This is a genomic window from Sporosarcina sp. YIM B06819 (assembly GCF_033485175.1).
In the GTDB taxonomy this organism is placed as follows: Bacteria; Bacillota; Bacilli; order Bacillales_A; family Planococcaceae; genus Sporosarcina.
In genome coordinates, this window is the sequence record NZ_JAWLIQ010000030.1 from 16,210 (window position 1) to 38,166 (window position 21,957).

General features: G+C 41.6%; 19 protein-coding genes. 11 read left to right on the forward strand and 8 right to left on the reverse strand.

Going from position 1 to position 21,957, the window contains the following annotated elements:
* Positions 1-7: 7 nt before the first annotated feature.
* Positions 8-1,048 carry a uroporphyrinogen decarboxylase gene (gene hemE, locus R2B72_RS16595; protein WP_318617920.1) on the reverse strand — a complete coding sequence of 347 codons (1,041 nt, stop codon included), beginning with the start codon at positions 1,046-1,048 and terminating at the stop codon, positions 8-10.
* A 285-nt stretch (positions 1,049-1,333) separates the two neighbouring features.
* Here hemE and R2B72_RS16600 point away from each other — a divergent pair, with 285 nt between their 5' ends.
* From R2B72_RS16600 to R2B72_RS16610, 3 genes are all read left to right on the forward strand, one after another.
* Positions 1,334-1,852: an antibiotic biosynthesis monooxygenase gene (locus tag R2B72_RS16600; protein WP_318617922.1), complete on the forward strand. Its 519-nt coding sequence runs from the start codon at positions 1,334-1,336 to the stop codon at positions 1,850-1,852.
* A gap of 78 nt (positions 1,853-1,930) precedes the next feature.
* Positions 1,931-3,094: a M20 family metallopeptidase gene (locus R2B72_RS16605; RefSeq protein WP_318617923.1), complete on the forward strand. Its 1,164-nt coding sequence runs from the start codon at positions 1,931-1,933 to the stop codon at positions 3,092-3,094.
* Between the two features lie 269 nt (positions 3,095-3,363).
* Positions 3,364-3,891 (forward strand): competence protein ComK, encoded by a 528-nt coding sequence (locus R2B72_RS16610; RefSeq protein WP_318617924.1) that lies wholly within the window; start codon positions 3,364-3,366, stop codon positions 3,889-3,891.
* 113 nt (positions 3,892-4,004) lie between these two features.
* Here the strand turns inward: R2B72_RS16610 and R2B72_RS16615 are convergent, their stop codons facing one another.
* The 3 genes from R2B72_RS16615 to R2B72_RS16625 form a co-directional block, all read right to left on the reverse strand.
* A complete protein-coding gene (locus tag R2B72_RS16615) occupies positions 4,005-4,574 on the reverse strand; it encodes a nuclear transport factor 2 family protein (protein ID WP_318617925.1) in 570 nt (189 codons plus the stop codon).
* Between the two features lie 297 nt (positions 4,575-4,871).
* The gene (locus R2B72_RS16620) at positions 4,872-5,546 is read right to left on the reverse strand and encodes a response regulator transcription factor (RefSeq protein WP_318617926.1); all 675 of its coding nucleotides are present in this window, start codon (positions 5,544-5,546) and stop codon (positions 4,872-4,874) included.
* A 22-nt stretch (positions 5,547-5,568) separates the two neighbouring features.
* A complete protein-coding gene (locus R2B72_RS16625) occupies positions 5,569-6,726 on the reverse strand; it encodes a sensor histidine kinase (RefSeq protein ID WP_318617927.1) in 1,158 nt (385 codons plus the stop codon).
* Positions 6,727-6,878: 152 nt separating this feature from the next.
* Between R2B72_RS16625 and R2B72_RS16630 the strand changes: the two genes are divergently transcribed.
* Both R2B72_RS16630 and R2B72_RS16635 read left to right on the forward strand, forming a co-directional pair.
* Positions 6,879-7,511 (forward strand): YigZ family protein, encoded by a 633-nt coding sequence (locus R2B72_RS16630; protein ID WP_318617928.1) that lies wholly within the window; start codon positions 6,879-6,881, stop codon positions 7,509-7,511.
* A 178-nt stretch (positions 7,512-7,689) separates the two neighbouring features.
* Positions 7,690-8,736: an LCP family protein gene (locus R2B72_RS16635; protein WP_318617929.1), complete on the forward strand. Its 1,047-nt coding sequence runs from the start codon at positions 7,690-7,692 to the stop codon at positions 8,734-8,736.
* A 116-nt stretch (positions 8,737-8,852) separates the two neighbouring features.
* Here the strand turns inward: R2B72_RS16635 and R2B72_RS16640 are convergent, their stop codons facing one another.
* A complete protein-coding gene (locus R2B72_RS16640) occupies positions 8,853-9,905 on the reverse strand; it encodes an MraY family glycosyltransferase (protein WP_318617930.1) in 1,053 nt (350 codons plus the stop codon).
* A gap of 248 nt (positions 9,906-10,153) precedes the next feature.
* On the opposite strand from R2B72_RS16640, the gene secA2 reads away from it, so the two are divergent.
* Positions 10,154-12,517, forward strand: coding sequence for an accessory Sec system translocase SecA2 (gene secA2, locus R2B72_RS16645; RefSeq protein WP_318617931.1), 2,364 nt, complete (start codon positions 10,154-10,156; stop codon positions 12,515-12,517).
* Positions 12,514-13,416, forward strand: a complete 903-nt coding sequence (locus R2B72_RS16650; RefSeq protein WP_318617932.1) for an accessory Sec system S-layer assembly protein — start codon at positions 12,514-12,516, stop codon at positions 13,414-13,416. Before secA2 ends, R2B72_RS16650 begins: the two co-directional genes overlap by 4 nt.
* 115 nt (positions 13,417-13,531) lie before the next feature.
* On the opposite strand, the gene R2B72_RS16655 is transcribed toward R2B72_RS16650, so the two are convergent.
* Positions 13,532-14,017 carry a C40 family peptidase gene (locus tag R2B72_RS16655; RefSeq protein ID WP_318617934.1) on the reverse strand — a complete coding sequence of 162 codons (486 nt, stop codon included), beginning with the start codon at positions 14,015-14,017 and terminating at the stop codon, positions 13,532-13,534.
* A 211-nt stretch (positions 14,018-14,228) separates the two neighbouring features.
* On the opposite strand from R2B72_RS16655, the gene R2B72_RS16660 reads away from it, so the two are divergent.
* The 4 genes from R2B72_RS16660 (at position 14,229) to R2B72_RS16675 (ending at position 17,794) form a co-directional block, all read left to right on the forward strand.
* A complete protein-coding gene (locus tag R2B72_RS16660; protein WP_318617935.1) occupies positions 14,229-14,480 on the forward strand; it encodes a hypothetical protein in 252 nt (83 codons plus the stop codon).
* A 985-nt stretch (positions 14,481-15,465) separates the two neighbouring features.
* Positions 15,466-15,612, forward strand: coding sequence for a cytochrome c oxidase subunit 2A (locus tag R2B72_RS16665; protein ID WP_318617936.1), 147 nt, complete (start codon positions 15,466-15,468; stop codon positions 15,610-15,612).
* 23 nt (positions 15,613-15,635) lie between these two features.
* Complete coding sequence (locus R2B72_RS16670) at positions 15,636-16,139, forward strand: cytochrome B5 (RefSeq protein WP_318617937.1); 504 nt, start codon at positions 15,636-15,638, stop codon at positions 16,137-16,139.
* Positions 16,139-17,794, forward strand: a complete 1,656-nt coding sequence (locus tag R2B72_RS16675) for a b(o/a)3-type cytochrome-c oxidase subunit 1 (RefSeq protein WP_318617938.1) — start codon at positions 16,139-16,141, stop codon at positions 17,792-17,794. Before R2B72_RS16670 ends, R2B72_RS16675 begins: the two co-directional genes overlap by 1 nt.
* A 568-nt stretch (positions 17,795-18,362) precedes the next feature.
* On the opposite strand, the gene R2B72_RS16680 is transcribed toward R2B72_RS16675, so the two are convergent.
* Together R2B72_RS16680 and R2B72_RS16685 are read right to left on the reverse strand one after the other, a co-directional pair.
* Positions 18,363-19,661 (reverse strand): NAD-dependent malic enzyme, encoded by a 1,299-nt coding sequence (locus tag R2B72_RS16680; protein ID WP_318617941.1) that lies wholly within the window; start codon positions 19,659-19,661, stop codon positions 18,363-18,365.
* 153 nt (positions 19,662-19,814) lie between these two features.
* Positions 19,815-21,731 (reverse strand): GGDEF and EAL domain-containing protein, encoded by a 1,917-nt coding sequence (locus R2B72_RS16685; protein WP_318617939.1) that lies wholly within the window; start codon positions 21,729-21,731, stop codon positions 19,815-19,817.
* Positions 21,732-21,957 lie beyond the last annotated feature (226 nt).

Sequence of the window (21,957 nt, forward strand, 5' to 3'; positions counted from 1 at the left end):
CGTCAGTTTATTTACGCAACTGCGCACTATAACTATGGATAAATTCAGTCAGTTTTTTCAATGTTGCCGGTTTAACATCTGGGAACACGCCGTGGCCCAAGTTAAAGATATGGTTACCATGCTCCACACCTTGCTCAATAATAACCTTCGCACGCTCTTCAATAATGTTCCAGTCTGCCAATAGCATAGAAGGGTCCAGATTACCTTGCACTGGCTTCGTTATGCCACGTTCGCCCGCTTCCTTGATAGACAAACGCCAGTCAAGACCCACGACATCTACAGGTAGATCATGCCATTCATTCGCCAAGTGGCTTGCACCAACACCAAATGTAATAAGTGGAACGTTCAATTTACGCAACTCTGTAAAAATACGTGTCATCACTGGTTTGATGAAAATACGGTAATCCTCAACATTCAAAGCACCTACCCAAGAATCAAAGATTTGAATCGCTTTTGCACCTGCGGCTACTTGTGCAGTAACGTACGTAATCGTCATATCAGCAAGTTTGTCCATCAAGGCAAACCACGCTTCTGGCTCAGATACCATGAATGATTTCGTCAAGTTATAGCTTTTCGAAGGTCCTCCTTCAATCATATAGCTTGCAAGTGTGAACGGTGCTCCAGCAAAACCAATGAGTGGAACATTCAATTGTTCCTTCGTCAATATTTTAATCGTCTCAAGAACGAATGGAATATCATCTTCTGGTGATAAATCACCAAGATTATGGACATCTTGAACAGTACGAATGGGATTCGAGATCACCGGGCCAATCCCAGCCTTAATTTTCACATCGATGCCCAGTCCTGGTAAAGGTGTTACGATATCTTTATATAAAATAGCTGCATCAACGTTATATTGGTCGACTGGAAGTTTGGTCACATAAGCACAAAGCTCTGGCTGATGCGTAATTTCTTCCAGTGAATATTTTTCCTTAATCTCTAAATACTCAGGCTGCGAACGTCCTGCCTGTCTCATGTACCAAACTGGCGTATGGTTAATCTTTTCGCCACGTGCAGCGCGAAGTAGTGTGTCGTTAAATTGTGTCATTTTATCTATTCCCACCTTCATTTATAATGGCATTTCTAAGTTACGTATCCGTACTCAAATATAGACTTTTCCCTATACAAAGTATAGCTTTTCGCCCCATTTGTCATAAAGTTGTGCTTCCTTTTTTTTGCGAATTGCCATCATTTCGTCAATGTTTGTTTAACTTGCTTCAAGTAGGGCTCAAGCGCAATTCAAAATTGGGGTACAATTACGCCAAGACCTGATTGATTAACTTTCTGAAATAAGGGAAAATATATAGATAAGAATCAAAGGAGGTTTTTGGCTATGAATATTTATATGACGTCTGGAACACCTGACTTTATGGAAACTTTGAGAGATAAATATCCGCAAGAAAATATGATTGCTATGCAAGCCGGGGATAACTCTGTACTATTACATGAAACAACTGGCAAGACCGTTTTCCAAACACCGCGTCACTACGAGGTCATTGCCTCTTCGGGTGCGCTCGATGACAATGGCTATTTCGTATTCAACCATATTCCTGTTACTGATGAAGGCCGACCTATTTTTGAGCATCGCTTTAAAAAGCTAGCGAATGCGCTCGATGAAGTACTAGGTTTTATCGCGTTTCGTCTACTGCGCCCACTCCACTCTGATATGTATATTGTCATAACAGAGTGGTCTGCTAACACGTATTATAAAATGTGGAAAAAATCTTCTTCTTTTAATGATGCCCATTTAACTGGCCATATCGAGGCCGGCGTCGACAGCACACCCCATATTTTCACAGGTGCTTCTTCCGTCACAGCCTATATTGGCAAAACAAGGGGAGATGAATCCTAACCTTCTTCAACCGTTCATTGCCGCCTATCAAATGTTTGCTATAATAGTAGAAACAACATTCTGAAAGGGGCAAGTCCATTGAAAGAGCAACTTTTTGAAAAACTAGATAGTGCATTTGAGGATATGGTTGTCATACGCCGTCATCTTCACATGCATCCCGAATTATCTTTTAAGGAAGAGCAAACAGCGCAGTATATACATGATTTCTATGCCAATCTCGGCGTAGACGTGCAGATGGGCGTTGGGGGTAATGGAGTTGTTGCACGGGTCAAAGGTGGTAGACCAGGCAAAACGGTTGCATTGCGTGCGGATTTCGATGCATTGCCAATTCAGGACGAAAAAGATGTGCCGTACAAATCGACTGTGCCGGGCGTCATGCATGCATGCGGTCACGATGGACATACTGCGACATTACTCCAATTGGCAAAAGCCATTCACGAATTACAGGAAGACCTCACCGGTGAATATGTTTTCATCCACCAACATGCGGAAGAATTTGCTCCAGGCGGTGCTATTTCTATGATTGAGGCGGGCTGTCTGGATGGCGTGGATGTTATTTTCGGCACTCATCTTTGGTCGTTGACACCCTCAGGAACGATTGAATATTTGACAGGCCCTGTTATGGCGGCGGCCGATCGCTTCACTATCACCATTCAAGGAGCAGGCGGTCATGGCGCAGCCCCTCACCAAACGAAAGATGCCATTGTCATCGGTGCACAGCTCGTTATGAATTTACAACAGCTGGTTGCTCGTCGCGTCAATCCCATTGACTCTGCTGTATTATCCATCGGCTCGTTTGTCGCAGAAAATGCATTCAATGTCATTGCTGATTCAGCTAAACTTGCTGGGACCGTCCGATCATTCAATCCCAAGGTCCGTGACTTAATGGAACTTGAGATGAAACGCGTCATTGATGGGACCGCACTTGCCAATGACTGTACAATCGATTTCAAATTTGAACGCGGCTATCCCGCAGTCGTCAATCATGCGGCTGAAACAGAATTTTTGAAAACAGTGGCAGAAAGTGTCCCAGGGGCTCACCCTGTTGTCGAATCGACACCACAAATGGGCGGCGAAGATTTTGCCTATTACCTTGAAAAAGTACCGGGTACATTTTTCTTCACAGGCGCCAAACCTGAGGATCCATACCCACACCATCATCCAAAATTCGATTTCGATGAAAGCGCCATGCTCCTTGCAGCTAAAACTTTAGGAGCTGCCGCTCTCGATTACCAGCAATAACAAAAGCGCAGGGCGCCTGTCGCATCTGGCGCCCGGAGTCTAGACGATAACTGTTAAAACCTTCTCTCATCAATTTCGAGTGAAGGTTTTTTCTTTTCATGAAGATCTCTCATGAATTCCTCGACAGTTGATTTGGGATTTATTTGTAAATTAAGCAGTTCAATAGATTCAATAAAAATAATAGTCATTAGTAATCATAAATGTGTTGCAATATCCGTTTTCTGATTTATAATAATACTTGTATATTACAAATATTAGGGGGTATTTTTTTGAGTAGACAGAAACTGAGCGCAAATTACATTGTCTCTTTCGACACATTTATGTTGCAACCTATCGAAGTAGGTAACACCATCTCAACTCATGTTATTGAGCGCAATGGCGAATTGAATGTCCCTAGAAAGCCCATTCACATTGTTAAAAAGTCCTGTGATTATTATGGTGGCTCTTTACAAACTTCTATCAATACCGCCCGACTTGCACTCAGAAATCGTCATAAGACACCAATTATCGTAGCGCATGATTTTGGTACGCCCTATATTTTCTTACCAACAATGTCTCCAGCTTCTGAACAAAATGCCTGGATATCATACCGTGCGATTGACGATATAGAGCCTGATAAGATGAGCTCTATCATCTATTTTGAAAATAATCGCTCTGTCAAAATTAATATTTCCGGTGCAACCATGCACCGACAACTCGCGTTTTGTAAACTTCTTGAAAAAAAGTTTTTAAATAAGCAAAGGCTGTTAAATAGCCCCTCCTTTTTTGGAGGCTTCGATGATTTCGACGATGACTGACCTTAAGTTTGACAAGGCCCTTTCAAAATGAGAGGGCCTTTTTCAACTCAATCAAGAGATGTAGTGATTAAAAAAAGACCCCCAGCTATTTTCGCTAGAAGTCTTACAGCTAGTTATTCTTTTGGTCCATCGGGAATATGGTGCACGGATGATACTTTCCAGCCGCCATCTTCCTTCGTAAACACAGTCACTTGACGACCACTTGGTTTCGTTTCCAGGCCAGTCGATAGCTGTTTATACAACATCTTCATATTTGCATATACTTGGGCTTCCTCATCGGAATACTTTACAATTGTGACATTCGATACTTCATAATGTAAAGCGTACTCACCAAACTGCTCTTCCATAAAATTACGTTCTTCCTCAATATCATAAGCATTTTTTGACAGTATAGCCAAATGCGCATCTATGTCTTGATTATTCAATGTATCGATATACGTATTGAATGCAGCCAAAACTTGTTCTTTCTCTTCCGTTGGTATGCCGGCAGCTTCTTCAATCGAGCCGCCCATCATATTGAAGCCCACTTGCTTGTCATCTACACCATGATCGATGGCGCCATATCCAGCTGTTGTTTCCCCATCGTCAACTGAGCCTGAATTAGAAGCCCTTCCTTCATCTTTACTGCACGCACCTAGTAACAAAAGCATTGACATCATCAAGAGAATAACTGTTCTCTTCATTTTATTCCTCCTTAGAAAAGCGCAGAATGAAAGGGCTCCCCCAAATGGAAGGCCCTTTTTGCTGAATTTAGCCGAAGGCTCCGGCTGAATTCAGCTAAAGCCTCCGGCGGATGTCACGGATTTTTCAGGGTACTAGAAGGCAACTTAAGTTCGCCGCGTACTGCGGCATCAAGGAAGGATGCAGTTCAATCCTTCCCCCCGAGGAGGAATGAACTGCAATTCCTCCCTGTAGGCCCCAAGCTCGAAAAAAATCCGGACGCAATCACGCCGAGGCGTGATTGATTAAAATTATTTAAATTACTTCACTTCAACCCAGCCATTTTTGATCGCTGTAACAACCGCTTGTGTCCGGTCATTGACGGCCATCTTTTGTAAAATACTTGATACGTGGTTCTTAACCGTTTTCTCAGAGATGAACAGCGTCTCTCCAATTGTCCGGTTGCTTTGTCCATCTGTTAATAGTTGCAACACTTCACACTCGCGTTTTGTTAGTAAATGGAAAGGTCGTCGGATATCATTTTGTTGGAATGATCCCTTATGTTCACGCTCGCTTAAGCGACGGAATTCGCTAACAAGATTATGCGTCACTTTCGGGTGAAGGTACGAACCGCCTGATGCGACAACTTTAATCGCTTGGACAATTGCATCCGCATCCATTTCTTTTAACATATAGCCAAGTGCCCCTGTTTTAAGTGCATGTGACACGTAGGATTCATCATCATGAATCGATAGCATAATCACCTTAGCGTCTGGAAAATCTTTAATAAGCTCTTCCGTCGCTTCGACACCGTTCATGCGTGGCATATTAATGTCCATAAGAACGACGTCAGGTTCAAATTGCGCATAAAGCCCTTTCACTTCGCTACCGTCATCTCCTTCGGCAACGACCTCAAAAGAATCTTCAAAATCAAGAATACGTTTTACCCCTTCACGGAATAATTGGTGATCATCTACAATTAATATTTTCGTCATATTCATTTCCTCCAATGTATATCTAGTCAGCGATCAGTTCATCTCGCAGCGGAATCCGGAAATAGATAGTTGTCCCACTTCCAATTGTTGAAGTAATTGTCATATCACCTTTCAACAATTCTATCCGTTCTCGCATCCCAATCAAGCCAAACGACTTATCTTTCACTTCATTTTGATCGAAACCTCGTCCACTATCCTTGATGATAATATTCATTATATCGCGAAGCCATTCAATTTTCACCCAAATGTCCTTCGACTTGCCATGTTTTAGTGCATTTGATACCGATTCCTGAACAAGACGGAAGATTGACACTTCAAATTCATTCCTAAAACGTTGCTCTTGTCCATTATTTTGAAAGTGGATTTCAACACCTTTTTCATATTCCTCTACTGTTGATAAATACTTTTTCAGTGTTGGAATCAACCCAAGATCGTCAAGCGCCATAGGACGAAGATCATAAATGATGCGACGGACTTCATAAAGCGCGCCTCTGACCATCTCTTTAAGAGATGCCAGTTCATGCAATGCGGGTTCTGGCCCTTTTTCAACAAACGTCTTTTCAATCAACCCAGAGCGGATGAGTACATTCGCCAACATTTGCGCGGGACCGTCATGAATATCACGAGAAATCCTTTTGCGTTCTTCTTCTTGAGCCTGAATGATACGGATACCAAACTCCTGTTTATGCCTAGCCGTTTCAAGCGCTTCTCCAACATCTTTTAAATCCATATTCAAATAGTTAATGACCGTTGTCACTTGACTGACAAGATGATTAGCCCGCTCAATCGTCTCTAGTAAAGCATTCAGGCGCCTATCCAATTCGTCCCGACGAATGCGTAACTGCTTCTCTTCCATCTGATTAATGGACAGCCTGACAAGTAAATCATTGGCTACCTCGTAAGATTCTCTTACCTGGGCCTCTGAATAATTCGTGAAGTTCTTCGATACATCAGCAAGCCGTATTCGAGAATGACGGGTCATACTTTCCAAATAATCGCCTTCAGTTATTACTTGAGAAATATCTACTTTGACTTCCGCTAACTCTTTTTGCATGTCTTCAAAGCTTTTACGGCTCTGTTCACTTATAATATAAATATCATTCTTAGACTGATCCATTACACGGACCATACTATTGAAGATAGTTTCAAGCGTTTGGATATCCACTGTATTGTCCTTCATTTTTATTCCCTCCCGCCAACAGCCTAAAAAAATATATAATAATATGAGGAGTGTTACAGGTATTAATGAATTCCTTACGCACTTTATTCAGTATATCATCATAAAACCCATTGGATATTATAATTGTATTACAATTGACGGAGGTGCCGCAAATGCGAGCAGATTACTACACAGTAAAAATTTACGGTGAAAATGAATTGATCATCCAAAAATCAAAATTCCTCACCTATGTGAAAAGAGCAGAGACAGAGCAAGAGGCTATCGATTTTATTCAAGAAATAAAAAAAATGCACCCCACAGCCAACCATAATTGTTCGGCCTATATGATTGGCGAACACGATAACATCCAAAAAGCGAATGACGACGGCGAACCGTCTGGAACAGCGGGCTTCCCCATGCTGGAAGTACTCAAAAAGCAAGGCTTAAAAGATACGGTTGTCGTCGTGACACGCTATTTTGGAGGCATTAAGCTAGGTGGCGGTGGACTGATCCGCGCATATGGGCGCGCAACGACGGAAGGGATTGCCTCTACAGGTACCGTCTTACGAAAACTTCATCAGTTAATGAAAGTAACCGTCGATTATACATGGCTCGGAAAGGTTGAAAATGAAGTTCGACAATCTCTCTATCCGCTAAAAGAAATTAGCTATGCGGAAGGTGTTGATCTTTTTATGTATGTCCCTGTCGCAGATGTGGATCAGTTCACTGGCTGGATGACAGAGTTAACAAATGGTCAAGCTACTATTCTGTCACTTTTTAGCGAATTTATCGAATTCGACATTTGAAAGAGTATACGTTTAGCGAGATAGATAGTATAATGGGAAAGGTTGTAGTTTTTCGACTACAAGTACTTGGTATCTCGTAACTCTGTCATGTTTGTAACAAATGACAAATTTCTGTGACTTATTTGATCAGCTATGGAAAAAGAAGTTGTTACATAGCACGATTCCGGAGGAACTATGAATGAAAAGAAAAGACTATAAAAAGAGAAAAAAGTCGTCTAGCAGGCGACTCGCTATGAAAGTTTCACTTCTGCTTTCGCTATCACTTTTTGTCGTTGTAGTAGCTTACGGTGCTTCATTACAAAAAAAAGCCGCTATTGTAGTGGAAAATGCATATGAGCCTGCTTCTGAAAGAGTAAAACCTGAAGTTCGCGAAGCAAGGGTCGAACCTACACAGGACAATGTATCGATTTTATTCATTGGTGTTGATGATAGTGAACAACGTCACCAAGGCGATAGCAACAGCCGATCAGACGCACTCCTTTTCGCCACATTAAATCAAAAAGATAAATCAGTGAAACTTGTCAGCATTCCACGAGATTCTTATGTCTATATTCCTAAAAAAGGATACAAAGATAAAATTACGCATGCTCATGCATTTGGTGGGACTAGCGCAACGATAGACACAGTGGAAGAATTATTTGATGTTCCAGTAGATTACTATGTAAAAATGAATTTCAATGCTTTTATTGATGTTGTCGATGCACTTGGTGGAATTGAAGCCGAAGTCCCATACGATCGAATTGAAAAGGACGAGCATGACAAATATACAATCCACCTTAAAAAGGGATTACAGCATTTAGACGGCAAACATGCACTGGCACTGGCACGAACTCGAAAACTCGATACAGATGTCGAACGTGGTAAACGTCAACAAATGATTTTGCAGTCTATTATGAAAGAGGCTGTTTCTGTTAAATCGATTACGAAGTACGGTGATGTAATTGAAGCCGTCGGTGACAATATGAAGACTGACATGACGTTCGATGAAATGAAATCATTCTTGGAGTATGCCAAGGGTGGCATGCCAAAAGTCGATACCCTTAGCTTAAAAGGCTATGATGATATGTCGACAGGTACTTATTTTTGGAAACTCGATGAAACTGATTTGCATGAAGTGAAGCAGCTATTACAGGCACATCTAGGCCTCACCTCTGGTTCATCTACCGTAACGAATAGCGAACCGAAACTGACTGGTTCAGCAGACGAAGCTTCTTTCAATGACTAATGAATAATACCGGGCCATGTGCCTGGTATTTTTTTATTCACTTCCCTGCACATAAAATAAAAAAATCCGACCATACTACTTGAATGAGCTAAGTAGAGGGTCGGATTTTCATTAAATTATTTTCCAATCATACGAACAAGATTCAACAATGGTCGGTAGTTCGTACCAGCTAAGCCAATGACTTCAACAAACAACTCAATGGCAATGAGCATCACAACGATGAGTAAAATGGCTCCCCATACCGTCGCTTGTGAAAAGAGAACTGCCGCGACACCAAACAAAATGGCGATTCCATAAATCACTAAAACAGTTTGTCTATGAGAGAATCCTACGCGAAGCAAACAATGATGTAAATGCGATTTATCGGGTGCCATAATTGGTTGTTTCGTACGTATACGGCGGACAATCGCGAAAAATGTATCAGAGATTGGAACACCAAGCATAATAATTGGAATAATAAGCGAAACAACAGTAACATTCTTAAATCCTAACAACGCCAGCACTGAAATCATAAAGCCCAGGAATAACGATCCGGTGTCCCCCATGAAAATTTTAGCTGGATGAAAATTGTAAAATAGGAATCCGAATGAACTCGCTGCAAGAATTGCCGCTGTAGCAGCAACAAAAACGTCGCCCATAATCATCGCCATGACAGTGATGGTAATCAATGCAATTGTCGATACGCCGGCAGCTAGCCCGTCCAATCCATCGATAAGATTGATAGCATTTGTTATTCCGATAATCCAAATAATTGTGATTGGAATACTCAAGTAACCAAAATTAACCTGTAAATCAGTAAAAGGTACATTGATGACATCAATTTGTAAACCGCCCCAAGTAACAACGACAAGAGCCGCAGTCAATTGACCGGCAAGTTTTATTTTCGCAGTAACTTCAAGCATATCATCCAGGAACCCTGTCACAATAATAATGAGGGCACCGATGAGAATGGCAGTAGCATGTCCATCTTCATCTATCGGCCTCAATGTGAAGTAGCCTATCAAAAAAGCGCCAAATATCGCAAGCCCGCCAATACGCGGCATAACTGACGCATGTACTTTTCGGTAGTTTGGACGATCGACCGCTCCGATTCGGAATGCTAATTTTATGACGAACGGAGTCAATAATATGGAGGCCACAAAAGCAGTAGCCATTGCAAGGAATAACATGTCCTTCCTCCCTAAGTAAATCAATAATTTATCAAATCAACAGTATTATAGCATGTTCACACAAAGAAAGCATACTACTAGACAAATTATTTCCTTTTGCGCTTCCCTTTTGCAACTATTTTCCCCACTTCTTCCTTGCAACAACCTTCCTTATTATGTATGAATATCAGCTCAAGGTAGTCAATTACCATTATTTTTGATAAAATAGGAACGGGTCCTTTAAAGGATAGAAAAAGGAGCGTTCATTCATGCTATCGATATTTAAACGTTCAAATCAAACGAGCGAAAAACAACTTCGGAAATACCGAAAGATTGTTCAACAAATAAATAAATTAGAATCCACATACGAAGTGATGTCAGACGAACAACTTACAAATATGACAGCTCTATTTAAAGAGCGAATCCAATCAGGTGAGACGGTCCAGGCCATCACTCCAGATGCTTTTGCTGTTGTTCGTGAAGCATCAAAAAGAATACTCAATATGCGTCATTTTGACGTGCAACTCATTGGCGGACTTGTCCTCACTGAAGGTAATATTGCAGAAATGCCAACTGGCGAAGGGAAAACACTAGTTGCCTCCCTTCCCTCTTATGTTCGTGCACTTGAAGGCAAAGGTGTCCACGTCATTACAGTGAATGACTACCTAGCCAAGCGTGACTACGAGCAAATTGGGCAAATCCATCGTTTCCTTGGTCTGACAGTTGGACTGAACGTACCGATGATGCAAGGTCCTGCAAAACAAGCGGCATACAACGCGGATATTACCTATGGAGTCGGAACTGAATTCGGTTTTGACTATTTACGTGATAATATGGTGCAGCGAGTAGCACAGCAAGTCCAACGTCCATACCATTTCGCCATTATCGATGAAGTAGATAGTATACTCGTGGACGAAGCAAAAACACCGCTGATTGTAGCAGGTAAAATGCAAGCCGATGCGGATCTTCATCATATTGCTGCACGTCTGGCGAAGCGCTTTAAACAAGGTGTCGATTTTGATTTTGATGATGAAACAAAAGCTACTTCACTCACCGATACAGGTATCGAAAAAGTTGAAAAAGCATTTGGCATCGACAATTTGTACGAACTGGAGCACCAAACTCTTTACCATTATATGATTCAAGCCGTTCGTGCCTATGTCATTTTTGAACGCGATGTTGATTATATTGTACGTGAGGGAAAAATTGAGCTTGTAGATATGTTCACCGGTCGTATTATGGAAGGTCGAACGCTTTCCGATGGTCTTCATCAGGCAATTGAAGCAAAAGAAGGCCTACCTATTACCGATGAAAACAAAGCGCAAGCACAAATTACGATTCAAAACTATTTCCGTATGTATCCGCAGCTTTGCGGGATGACAGGTACTGCAAAAACGCAAGAGAAAGAATTTAACGAAGTGTACGGGATGGCCGTTATCCAAATTCCAACAAACCGACCACGTGCACGTATTGATGCACCGGACCAAGTATATGAAACAATTGATCATAAATATAAAGCAATGGCAAAAGAAGTTGCAAAACGCCATAAAACAGGGCAACCTGTCCTTGTCGGGACGACTTCCATCTTACAATCAGAAAAAGTAGTCGAATACTTGAATGAATATAAACTAGACTTTAACTTATTGAATGCCAAAAGTGTCGAACAAGAAGTCGAACTAATTTCTCAGGCAGGACAACTTGGACATATCACTGTTGCGACAAATATGGCGGGACGCGGAACCGATATCGTACTTGGAGAAGGCGTTGAAGAAATAGGTGGCCTGTTCGTACTCGGTACAGAAAAGCATGAAAACCGCCGAATCGACAATCAACTTCGAGGACGTTCTGGAAGACAAGGCGACCGTGGTGAAAGCTGTTTCTTCTTGTCTCTTGAAGATGATATGTTCAAACGTTTTGCCAAGGATGATCTTGAAAAGTTCTTGAAAAAAGTAACGACAGATGAGAACGGACTTGTCCAAAATCGAGATGTAGATGAACTAACTGAACGCACCCAACGAATCGTAGAAGGTGCTCACTCCTCTATGCGCGAATACAACTTAAAACTTGACGATGTGATCAATGATCAACGTGAAGTCATCTATTCACTGCGTGATAAAGTGATTGAAGGCGAAGGAATCCTTGAACAATTGAAAACAATGCTAGGTGAAACAACAGAATTCGTTATTTATGATAGTTGCCCAGAAGAGGATACTTCGGATAATTGGGATTTCGAACGCATTGAACGAACGATGAATAGCCTATTGCTAGAGCCATTAACTCTTCCACACACACTCGAAAAAACTTCGGATATTCTGAAGTTTTATGAAGCTCCACTGGGTGAGTTGCTTGCGCATATCGATTCATTCGAAGATAACGAACAGGTCAATCAGATCATTCCACAAGTCATGCTAGCTCATATCGACACGATGTGGGTCAAGCACCTGGAAGTAATGACACGCCTTAAAGAAGGTATCGGACTCCGTTCTTACGGGCAAGAAGATCCGATGCGTATTTATCAGCGTGAAGGACTTGAATTATTCGGTCGCCGATATCAAAAATTACGTCGTAATATCGCTTCTGAAGTGATTGGCTTTACGAAATTGATTACAGATCAACAGGAGGTACAACAATGAAGCTATTCTCTTTTTTCAAGCAAGCTAAAAAAACAGGTGCTGAAAGTACAATTGGTTCTGATGAAATCATTGAAGGCGTAAACAAGTCTACCGCTTCGGATGAGGTTGAAACAACACTTTCCCTCCATCCGGAATGGGACGTGCCACAGGAACAGGAATATGTCTTCCGTTTCCTGTCCAATGAGCTCGAACCACTTAAGCCAAACCAGATTTCTCTATCCGGAATTGACATCGATGTTGAGCCAGCTGATGGTAGCTGGCTCGTCAAAGCATTTTTCCGTTCTTCTCTTGATCAAGCAATTTCAGTCGGTTCAGTTGAATTGATGTTACTCGATGATGAAGGTAAAACACTCGCTTCAGACGAATTCGATTTAACAGAACTTGGTGATATCCCAGCCCGCAGTGCAAGGCCATGGGTATTCGTCTTTACGAAAGAAAATATCTTTGCAGAACAACCACCAACAGAAAACTGGAAATTGGCATTCAACGTCCAGTCGATGGTGCCGCATAAACTAGAGTTAGACCAAGCATGGGAAGATGGTTTGACAGACGAGCAAAAAGAAGGACTTGCAACAGTCGTTGAAGGCCTTCCAAAATTGAAACCGCGCGAAGTGAATATTAGCGGCTTCCAAGTGAAACATCAAGAGGATGGGGGCATAGCGGCTTCTGTCTTCATCCGAAACGGCCACTCAAAACAAATTAACATCGAAAAGCTACCACTTGAGCTACTCGATGCAGCAGGCGATCTTGTTGCTAGTGGTTCATTCGAACTTGCTCCACTATCCGTGAAAGCAAACACATCGAAGCCTTGGACATTTATTTATCCACAACAATTGATCCAAAAAGCAGAACCAGATTTATCACGCTGGACAGTTCGCGTTCCACAGCAAAATGCTTAATTTTAAAAGGCTGCAAACGAAGACAAATTGACTTCGTTTGCAGCCTTTTTTTATAGCCATACTCTAAAACACCGCGTATCCTATTTAGGACACGCGGTGTTGTTCATTTTATTATTTAGTCAGCTGAAGCAACTGAATCAAGGACACGCTTAGCGCCTATGTATTTATCGCCCCAATAATGTGGATCATTTAGCTTATCAACGCGTACACCTCTTGATGTTGATGCGTGTGCAAATTCTCCATCACCTATGTATATACCTACATGTGAAACACCTTTACCAGTCGTGTTGAAAAATACGAGATCACCAACTTCTAAGTTTGCCTTGTCAACAGCTGTTCCTGATGCATACAAACTAGATGAAGAACGTGCAACACTGATAGCATTTTCTTTAAAAACATAATTTATATAACCCGAGCAGTCAAATCCACTTGTAGTTGAACCACCGTAACTGTACCTAACACCTTTAAGACTCGTTGCAGTTTTTGAGATATCAGCTGCTATCGATGAAGCCTCAGCTTGTCCAATGAAAGGAGCAACAAAAAACAGAAATGCCATTGCGAAGATTACAACTGACTTTTGCATCTTAACTATAAGTTTCATATGTTCCCCCAATGAATTAATTTATCTGAAAATCTCTCTGAAGTAACTTTAACATGTTTTATTCAACTTCTACATTACATTCGTGTAACAAATCCGTTACATAACATGTCATTTATCTATTCATTGAAACATAATTGTCTTAATAGGAGGTTTGAAATTACAGAGAAAGGGAATATAAAGGGAAGGACATAATAAAATGGAGGCTGGTGAAGTGAAAGAGGTCATACATGAAATATATGGCTTTACTGGATTGATAACAAATGGTGATTTTGCTGCTTTTGGCGAATGGAAAAATCCACACAACAGATACTTTAAAGACGACCATCTTAATCCAGCTGCCGGGGATTATGAACCTATCCCAAGCGGAGATAAGCAAAAAACACGAATTGAAGTAAAACAGTGTACAGAGACACTTGTCTGGATGCATGATCCACAGGAACAAGCAGATCATAAACAGCCATAGGCACTGTCAACAAACTTTTTAGCATAGACAAAAACCGCCTTCCTTCAATGGATGGCGGTTTTCTTAGTGTTGAAACACATATATAGATATAGAACCACACATGTTGATTAACCAAAACTAACCAACGAATAACTTAATTAACTACTAGGCACCCCGTGAACAGTTGCTTCCGGATCGCTTTGGATTGAACGACTTCTATACAATAACCGAGCTATGTTTTATGTATAGGGGTGCGACTTCGTCGCATCCCTATACATTCTGTTCGGTAATTGTATGGAGGTCGTTCATCCGTCGCTCTCCAAAAACGCAGATACACGATTTGCTAATGCTTTTGGGGACGAGGGAATAGAGGGCTTCTTAACTAGAGAGGGCCGCCAAAGATACAATTTTGGCGGCTGAAGCTTTTACCAAGGTCTTTTCCATTTTCATTTCGGAAAGTGTCACTTTCTTATAAAGCTTGCTAAAAAGTAAAGTAGGAACACCTTGTACAAAGTACTAAAGTGCCTGAAATTGTATCTTCGGGCACTTACACTCTTTACAAAAAGTCATCCATTCTTTTCTTTCAAAGCAGCTGCATTTTTCACTTAAACATTGTAGGTATGCGACAGGCAGCTATTCATAACAAGATGACCGAAAAGAATGTGTCTAGAAATGACGAAGTCATTTCTAGACACATTTATCCCACGGTAATCATGTCGTGAATATTTAGCCGAAAGCAAACCGGAAATGCCCCAGTGAAAATGAAGATTCTCAAGTCTTTGCTTACTTGTTATTTATGCAAGTAGATGGTTAATCAACAGGCGTGATATAGAACAATAGAAAAAGCTATCAGACCATTATGGCGGAACTATGAAGGGGGGGTGAACAAATTGTGAACTCTTTCCACTTTTCTAAACTCATAGGGATTTCCCTAATTCCGGTATTTCACCATTTGACTATGATAAAAGTATGACGAACTACTTCATCATAAACGGGAGGTGTAACAATGGGGAAAGGAACTTCAAAACAACAACAGGCCAGTCATAGTGATTCCGAAGTTAGTTTCAAAGGAACTTTTATTGCTGTCATGTTGGTAGGTGTCTTCATTCTTGTATCTTGGTTCGGACTATACGCACTATTTCTATCTAGATAATGACTATGTCAGGAGGGTAACGCATGCATTTACACAAGTATGAAAAAATTTGGCTTACTTTTGGAGTAGGCTCGCTCGCACTATTTTTAGCTATCATTGGATTTGCGGCATTTTGGAAAGGCACTCATCCACAAAGTCATATTGAAGTTATTGATCCGCAGAACGTTCAAGCACACGAGTCATTTAAGCCAGAAAATCTTGGTCTTCACGAAGTAGCAGACGGTAAATATATCTTCAACATCGTTGCTTCTGCATTCAACTACGATATGGGCGTAGATGCAGATGGCGTACCAGTGAAAACGATTCGTGTTCCAAAAGGATCTACCGTCCTTTATCAAATTACTACAATAGATGTTGTCCACGGCTTCAACGTTGCGGGAACAAACGTCAACATGATGGTCGAACCCGGTCATATCAGTCGTTTTGAAACTGTTATGAAAAACACTGGTGAATTCACGATTGTCTGTAACGAATACTGCGGCATCGGTCACCACCTGATGTACGGAACAGTGGAGGTGTATGAATAATGTCTACTAACGAACTAATAATACCTAAAAAAGATTCTAAGCTTTACATGTCATTTATGTACGTGACGTATATATCACTGCTCGTCGGCGGTCTGATGGGCTTGTTACAAACACTCGTCCGTTCCGGTAAATATACATTACCATTCAATATCGATTACTATACGATTTTAACGGTCCATGGTGTTATTCTTGGCCTTGTCCTTACTACATTCTTTATCATCGGTTTCCAGTTTTCACTTATGGGGAAAACCGTAGGAATGACAGACAAACAAAGGAAAGTGGCATGGCTAGCTTTCTGGGTAATGGTTGTCGGAACCGTTATGGCTGCGATTACGATTCTTGTTGGTGAAGCATCTGTTCTTTACACGTTTTACGCACCATTACGCGCACATCCAGCATTTTATTTTGGCCTGGCATTTGTTATCGTTGGTAGCTGGATTGCTGCTTTTGTTAACTTCCGTCAACTCTATGTTTGGAAGAAAGCGCATAAAGGTGAGAAATCACCATTACTGGCATTCATGGTTATCATCAATATGCTTATGTGGTTCATCGCTTCTCTTGGGGTAGCTTCAGCAGTTATCATTCAGTTCATCCCTTGGTCACTCGGCTATGCTGAAACGATTAACGTTTTACTCAGCCGTACATTATTCTGGTATTTTGGTCACCCACTAGTTTATTTCTGGTTGCTTCCCGCTTATATGGCTTGGTATGCAATTATCCCAAAAATTATCGGTGGAAAGTTATTCAGCGATTCACTTGCCCGTTTAGCTTTCATTCTATTATTACTGTTCTCTATTCCAGTAGGATTCCACCACCAATTAACAGAGCCTGGTATTGATCCTACATGGAAATTCATCCAAGTTGTTTTAACATTTATGGTGATCATTCCTTCGCTTATGACTGCGTTCTCTATTTTCGCTACGTTTGAGGAAACAGGTCGTCGAAAAGGCTATCAGAGCCTGTTTGGATGGTTCAAAAAGTTACCATGGAAAGACGTTCGTTTCCTTGCACCATTTATCGGAATGGTTGCATTCATTCCAGGTGGCGCTGGAGGTATCGTCAATGCATCCTACCAAATGAATGCGCTTATCCATAATACAATTTGGGTAACGGGTCACTTCCATTTGACTGCAGCAACAACGGTTATTTTAACGTTTTTCGGAATTACTTACTGGCTTGTGCCACATTTAACAGGCAGAAGACTGACACCGAAATTGAATAAGCTTGGAATTATCCAGACATATATTTGGACAATTGGGATGACGATTATGTCTACTTCTATGCACATCCAAGGATTGCTAGGCGGACCACGTCGTTCAAATTTCTCCGAATACGCTGGTGGCGAACAAGTAGCCACTTGGATCAGTTATCAAGTTTCACAAGCGGTTGGCGGAACAATTCTGTTCATCGGTATCATTTTGATGGTGTATATTTTCATCCAATTGACATTCTTTGCCCCTCGTGGCGTTGAAGAGTTCCCGATTGCACAAGAATCAGACAATGCACAACCTGCACCGAAGTTTCTTGAAAACTGGTATTTATGGATCGGTATTACGATTGCGCTTATCCTATTTGCCTATACGATTCCAGTGTTCGATATTTTGAAACACTCACCGCCCGGCTCGATTCCATTCGATTGGCCGATTGGTAGGTAAATGCATAAAGAAAATGAAAGAAGCCATACAACTGGAGAATCCCAGCTGTATGGCTTCTTTTATTTATAAAAAATCACATCTGTTGAATAACCATTTACCTGCATAAACCACAAGTAAGCAAAGGCTTGAAAACCATATTTCTTTCTAAATCATTTCCGGTTCGCTTTCGGCGAAATATTCACTAAATAATTACTTGTCGCGTACCTACAATGCTTAAGATAAAAATGCAGTTGCTTGGAAAGAAAAGAATAAACCATGGTAAAAGATTCGGCCGCCAAAATTGTATCTTTGGCGGCTCTCTCTAGTTAAGAAACCCTCTTTTCCCTCTTCCCCAAAAGCATTAGCACTTCGTGTATCTGCGTTTTTGGAGAGCGGCGGGTAAACGGTCGCCATACGATTACCGAAAAAAATGCATAGGGATGCTGCGGGGTAGCATCCCTATGCATAAAAATAGCACGGTTATTGTATAGAAGTCGTTCAACCCAAAGCGATCCATAAGCAACTGTACACGTAGTGCCTAGTAGTTAATTAAGTTATTTTTTAGTTAATCAACACACGTGAAAAAGAATTATTTACTACCATTCGCTACACGCTCTACTGCCGCCGCCACGTTATGGTGGACGTTCGGGTCAAGCGGATGTGGAACAAGATCGCCCGGCTTTGTACTTTCGACGATGGCAAGAGCAGCTGCTATCAGCATCGGATAAGTGATTTCTTTGGCATAGGCATTGAGTGCACCACGGAAAATTCCTGGGAAGCCTAAAATATTATTAACTAGACGACCATCTGCTGCGAAGGCTGCGCCTGCCTTTAACGCATCTTCTGGAGAAATTTCAGCATTCGGATTAGATAACGCGAGGATAATCTGCCCTTTACGCACCATTTCTGGTTTGATAAGTCCAGCAACACCCGTTGTTGCGACAATAATATCGCATGTCGCCATTAGTTCATCCAGCGAATCGATGACCGTTCCTCCATGTTGTACAAGTCGCTCGCATGCTTCCGCGTTGCGATCAATACCACGCATCTCTTTTACACCATAGGCCATGAGCATACGGCTAATGGCAAGGCCCGCCGCACCTAGACCAATTTGTCCAACAACAGCATCAGCAAGCTTTACACCCGATTGCTTACAAGCAGATAGGACAGATGCCAATGTTACAACAGCCGTACCATGCTGATCATCATGCATAACTGGAATTGACAATTCAGCTTTCAAGCGTTCTTCAATTTCAAAACAATGTGGTGATCCAATGTCTTCTAGTAAAATACCACCAAAGCTTTTGGATATATGCTTCACTGTTTCGACAACCTCGTCTGGATCGCTCGTATCAAGCAAAATCGGAATACCACTTATGCCCGCGAACTGGTCGAATAACACTGCCTTCCCTTCCATGACAGGCATCCCGGCAACAGGTCCGATATTACCGAGACCAAGAATTGCAGTTCCGTCTGTCACAATAGCAACTGTATTTGAAATACCCGTGAAGTATTTTGCTTGTTCTGGGTCATTCTTGATCACTTCACAAACGTTTGCAACGCCTGGTGTATACACACGGCGCAAGTCTCCAAGTGAACGGATTTCAAAGCGTCCTTTCATATGGATTTTACCGCCTTCATGCGCATGCAAGACATCATCTGTCACAGCTTGAACACTGATTCCTTCCCCTATCTCATTTATCGCATCGACGATTGTTAATAAATGCTCTTCATTCAAACATTGAATGGCAATATCACGGATTGTCGATAATGTCCCTACTTTAATTGTTTGAATATCGCCTATATCACCTTCTAATCGACCAATCGCCGTGGCTACCTTGGCAAAATTGCCTGGTACCGAAGGCGTTTCGATAATAAGATTGCGCATAAATTGGACTTGTTCCACTGTAAAAACCTCCTGTTGAATTCCTCATTTACTATTTTACACATAGTATGTTGTCGGGACAACATTTCAAATGAATTTACATAGAAAGACCGTAACCTGACAGATAATTCAGCAGACTACGGCTATAGTTTCCTACTATGCTCGCACTTTTTCTATCGGCAGAAAAAGCTTATTATTATCTTGGTATATTTCGAGAATTGCATTGATTTCATCCACCGGAAGAGGTTTGCTAAAATAGAAACCTTGTATATCATCGCAGCCGATTTCTTTGAGTGCATGCCACTCCTCTGTCCTTTCAACACCCTCCGCAATTGTACGAAGGCCTAGCATTTTTCCAAGTTGAACAATAGTTTTCACGATTGCTTTGCTATTTGCATCGGTATCCAAATGGCTAATGAATTGACGGTCAATCTTAATTTGCTGGATTGGAAAGTGTTGTAAATAAATAAAAGCAGAATAACCCGTTCCGAAATCATCTATTGCAATCGAGAATCCCAAAGCACGCAGCTCCGCAATTCGTTTTTTTACGGCATCGTGATCTTCAAGTGCCACGTTTTCCGTAATTTCCAACATAAGCTTTTGCGGCTTAACGCCTGATTGTTTAGCACACTCCAATAAATAGCTTGGCAATTGTGCGTGAAGAAAATGACGGGGGGACAAGTTGATAGACATAGTTAAATGCCCTTTGCCATCTGCCTGCCATCTACTCAGTTGAGCAAATGCTTCCTTGATGACCCAGTCACCGATTATCGTTATTAGACCTGTTGATTCAGCAAGGTCTATAAAATCTCCAGGAAAGATGAGTCCACGTTCTGGATGTTGCCATCTGATTAGTGCTTCAAATCCATTGACTTCACCCGTATCACATGTCACTTGCGGCTGGTAAAACAGTCGGAATTGCCCTAAATCTAGGCCCTTTCTCAAGTTCATTTCAGACAATAGATTTTCTTTCATGAAAGCATGCATGGTAGGTTGATAGACCCCACGTGCTTTGCGAGATGACTTTTTACGTGCAGCTTCTAGCGCTACTTGTGCCGCTTGCAATCCGGCCTTGGCGTTATCCACATGGTCTGGATAATAAGATACGCCATAACTGAACGTCATATACACTTCTTGTCCACTAATCGCCATCGGTTTTCTGATTTCCTCAGCTATTTCCGTTATACCTGCGACGGCTTTTTCTTCACTCAGTTGAACCGGAGAAAAAATTACAAAATGATCAAAACCAATCCGAGCAATCAAAGCAGGATCCGGGAATAATATACGGAGACGTTTAGCCATTTTTAGTAGCACCTGCTCACCACCATCGTGCCCAAGAACCCCTTGAATATCGGTAAACTGATCCAAAACCATGTACAAGAAGATCCCCCGTTGTCCCTCGTAAAGTTCTTGTAGCTTGACCGTTACCTTTTGGTTAAATGAATGCTGATTATCTAAGCCCGTTAGCGTATCTGTGAATGCAAGTGCATGTAAATGCTCCTCTACTTCAAGTCGATGTAAACGATCGAACATAAAAGCGAGCATATCCGCAACAGAGGCCAAAACATGCTTATCGATTGCTTTCCAATGACGTTTTTCCTCCGATAAACAACAGAGAACCCCGCCGACACCCCAACTTAATACAATGGAGGCATCTAGCATCGAATGATAGTGGTCATTTTCTTCAAAAAGTCGTTCTTGCAGTCCTAGCATCGCAGGATCTGTAGCTATATCATCTATCGCCAATGTTCGCTTATGAATAATTGCATCGAAATAGGCCGGCACTTCAGATCGCAAAAGCACGTCACCCGATCTATCTCCCTGCGAACCGATGTCATAAATATTTTCTGCGGTCAATTCCGTTCGTTCTTCATTGAATAGCCAAATCTCCACTCGGTCACAATTCATCAATTTCGCGATATCTCGACATGTTTGTTTAAGGACTGGTTTAAGGGTATCCTTTGACAGCACAAACAACTTTTCCTGCGTAAAGAGTAGTTGTTGTTGTTTGTGATGAAGCTCTTCCAATACTGCATTCACTACTTCCATCGATTGTTCAACCAACCGTTCCATGGGCTCCCCTCTTTCTACCTCTGCAAACAACTCGCCACCTATTATTCAATATATATATGAATCAATTTCATAATTACCTATTTCGATTTAAAAGGCGAACGATTATACAATTATGAATTTCAGTATTCGTAAATATGAAGTTCCACTTTCGTTGATTGGAGCGTAAGGCGGCGACTCCTGCGGGAACAGCACGGGCTGAAGACCCTGGACTGAGCGTAGCGAGGGA

What these genes read in the sequence shown, in the direction of transcription:
- hemE (WP_318617920.1), bottom strand. Translation starts at nt 1,048, where the DNA reads ATGACACAATTTAACGACACACTACTTCGCGCTGCACGTGGCGAAAAG.
- R2B72_RS16600 (WP_318617922.1), top strand. Translation starts at nt 1,334, where the DNA reads ATGAATATTTATATGACGTCTGGAACACCTGACTTTATGGAAACTTTG.
- R2B72_RS16615 (WP_318617925.1), bottom strand. Translation starts at nt 4,574, where the DNA reads ATGAAGAGAACAGTTATTCTCTTGATGATGTCAATGCTTTTGTTACTA.
- R2B72_RS16620 (WP_318617926.1), bottom strand. Translation starts at nt 5,546, where the DNA reads ATGACGAAAATATTAATTGTAGATGATCACCAATTATTCCGTGAAGGG.
- R2B72_RS16625 (WP_318617927.1), bottom strand. Translation starts at nt 6,726, where the DNA reads ATGAAGGACAATACAGTGGATATCCAAACGCTTGAAACTATCTTCAAT.
- R2B72_RS16630 (WP_318617928.1), top strand. Translation starts at nt 6,879, where the DNA reads ATGCGAGCAGATTACTACACAGTAAAAATTTACGGTGAAAATGAATTG.
- R2B72_RS16635 (WP_318617929.1), top strand. Translation starts at nt 7,690, where the DNA reads ATGAAAAGAAAAGACTATAAAAAGAGAAAAAAGTCGTCTAGCAGGCGA.
- R2B72_RS16640 (WP_318617930.1), bottom strand. Translation starts at nt 9,905, where the DNA reads ATGTTATTCCTTGCAATGGCTACTGCTTTTGTGGCCTCCATATTATTG.
- secA2 (WP_318617931.1), top strand. Translation starts at nt 10,154, where the DNA reads ATGCTATCGATATTTAAACGTTCAAATCAAACGAGCGAAAAACAACTT.
- R2B72_RS16650 (WP_318617932.1), top strand. Translation starts at nt 12,514, where the DNA reads ATGAAGCTATTCTCTTTTTTCAAGCAAGCTAAAAAAACAGGTGCTGAA.
- R2B72_RS16655 (WP_318617934.1), bottom strand. Translation starts at nt 14,017, where the DNA reads ATGAAACTTATAGTTAAGATGCAAAAGTCAGTTGTAATCTTCGCAATG.
- R2B72_RS16665 (WP_318617936.1), top strand. Translation starts at nt 15,466, where the DNA reads ATGGGGAAAGGAACTTCAAAACAACAACAGGCCAGTCATAGTGATTCC.
- R2B72_RS16670 (WP_318617937.1), top strand. Translation starts at nt 15,636, where the DNA reads ATGCATTTACACAAGTATGAAAAAATTTGGCTTACTTTTGGAGTAGGC.
- R2B72_RS16675 (WP_318617938.1), top strand. Translation starts at nt 16,139, where the DNA reads ATGTCTACTAACGAACTAATAATACCTAAAAAAGATTCTAAGCTTTAC.
- R2B72_RS16680 (WP_318617941.1), bottom strand. Translation starts at nt 19,661, where the DNA reads ATGCGCAATCTTATTATCGAAACGCCTTCGGTACCAGGCAATTTTGCC.
- R2B72_RS16685 (WP_318617939.1), bottom strand. Translation starts at nt 21,731, where the DNA reads ATGGAACGGTTGGTTGAACAATCGATGGAAGTAGTGAATGCAGTATTG.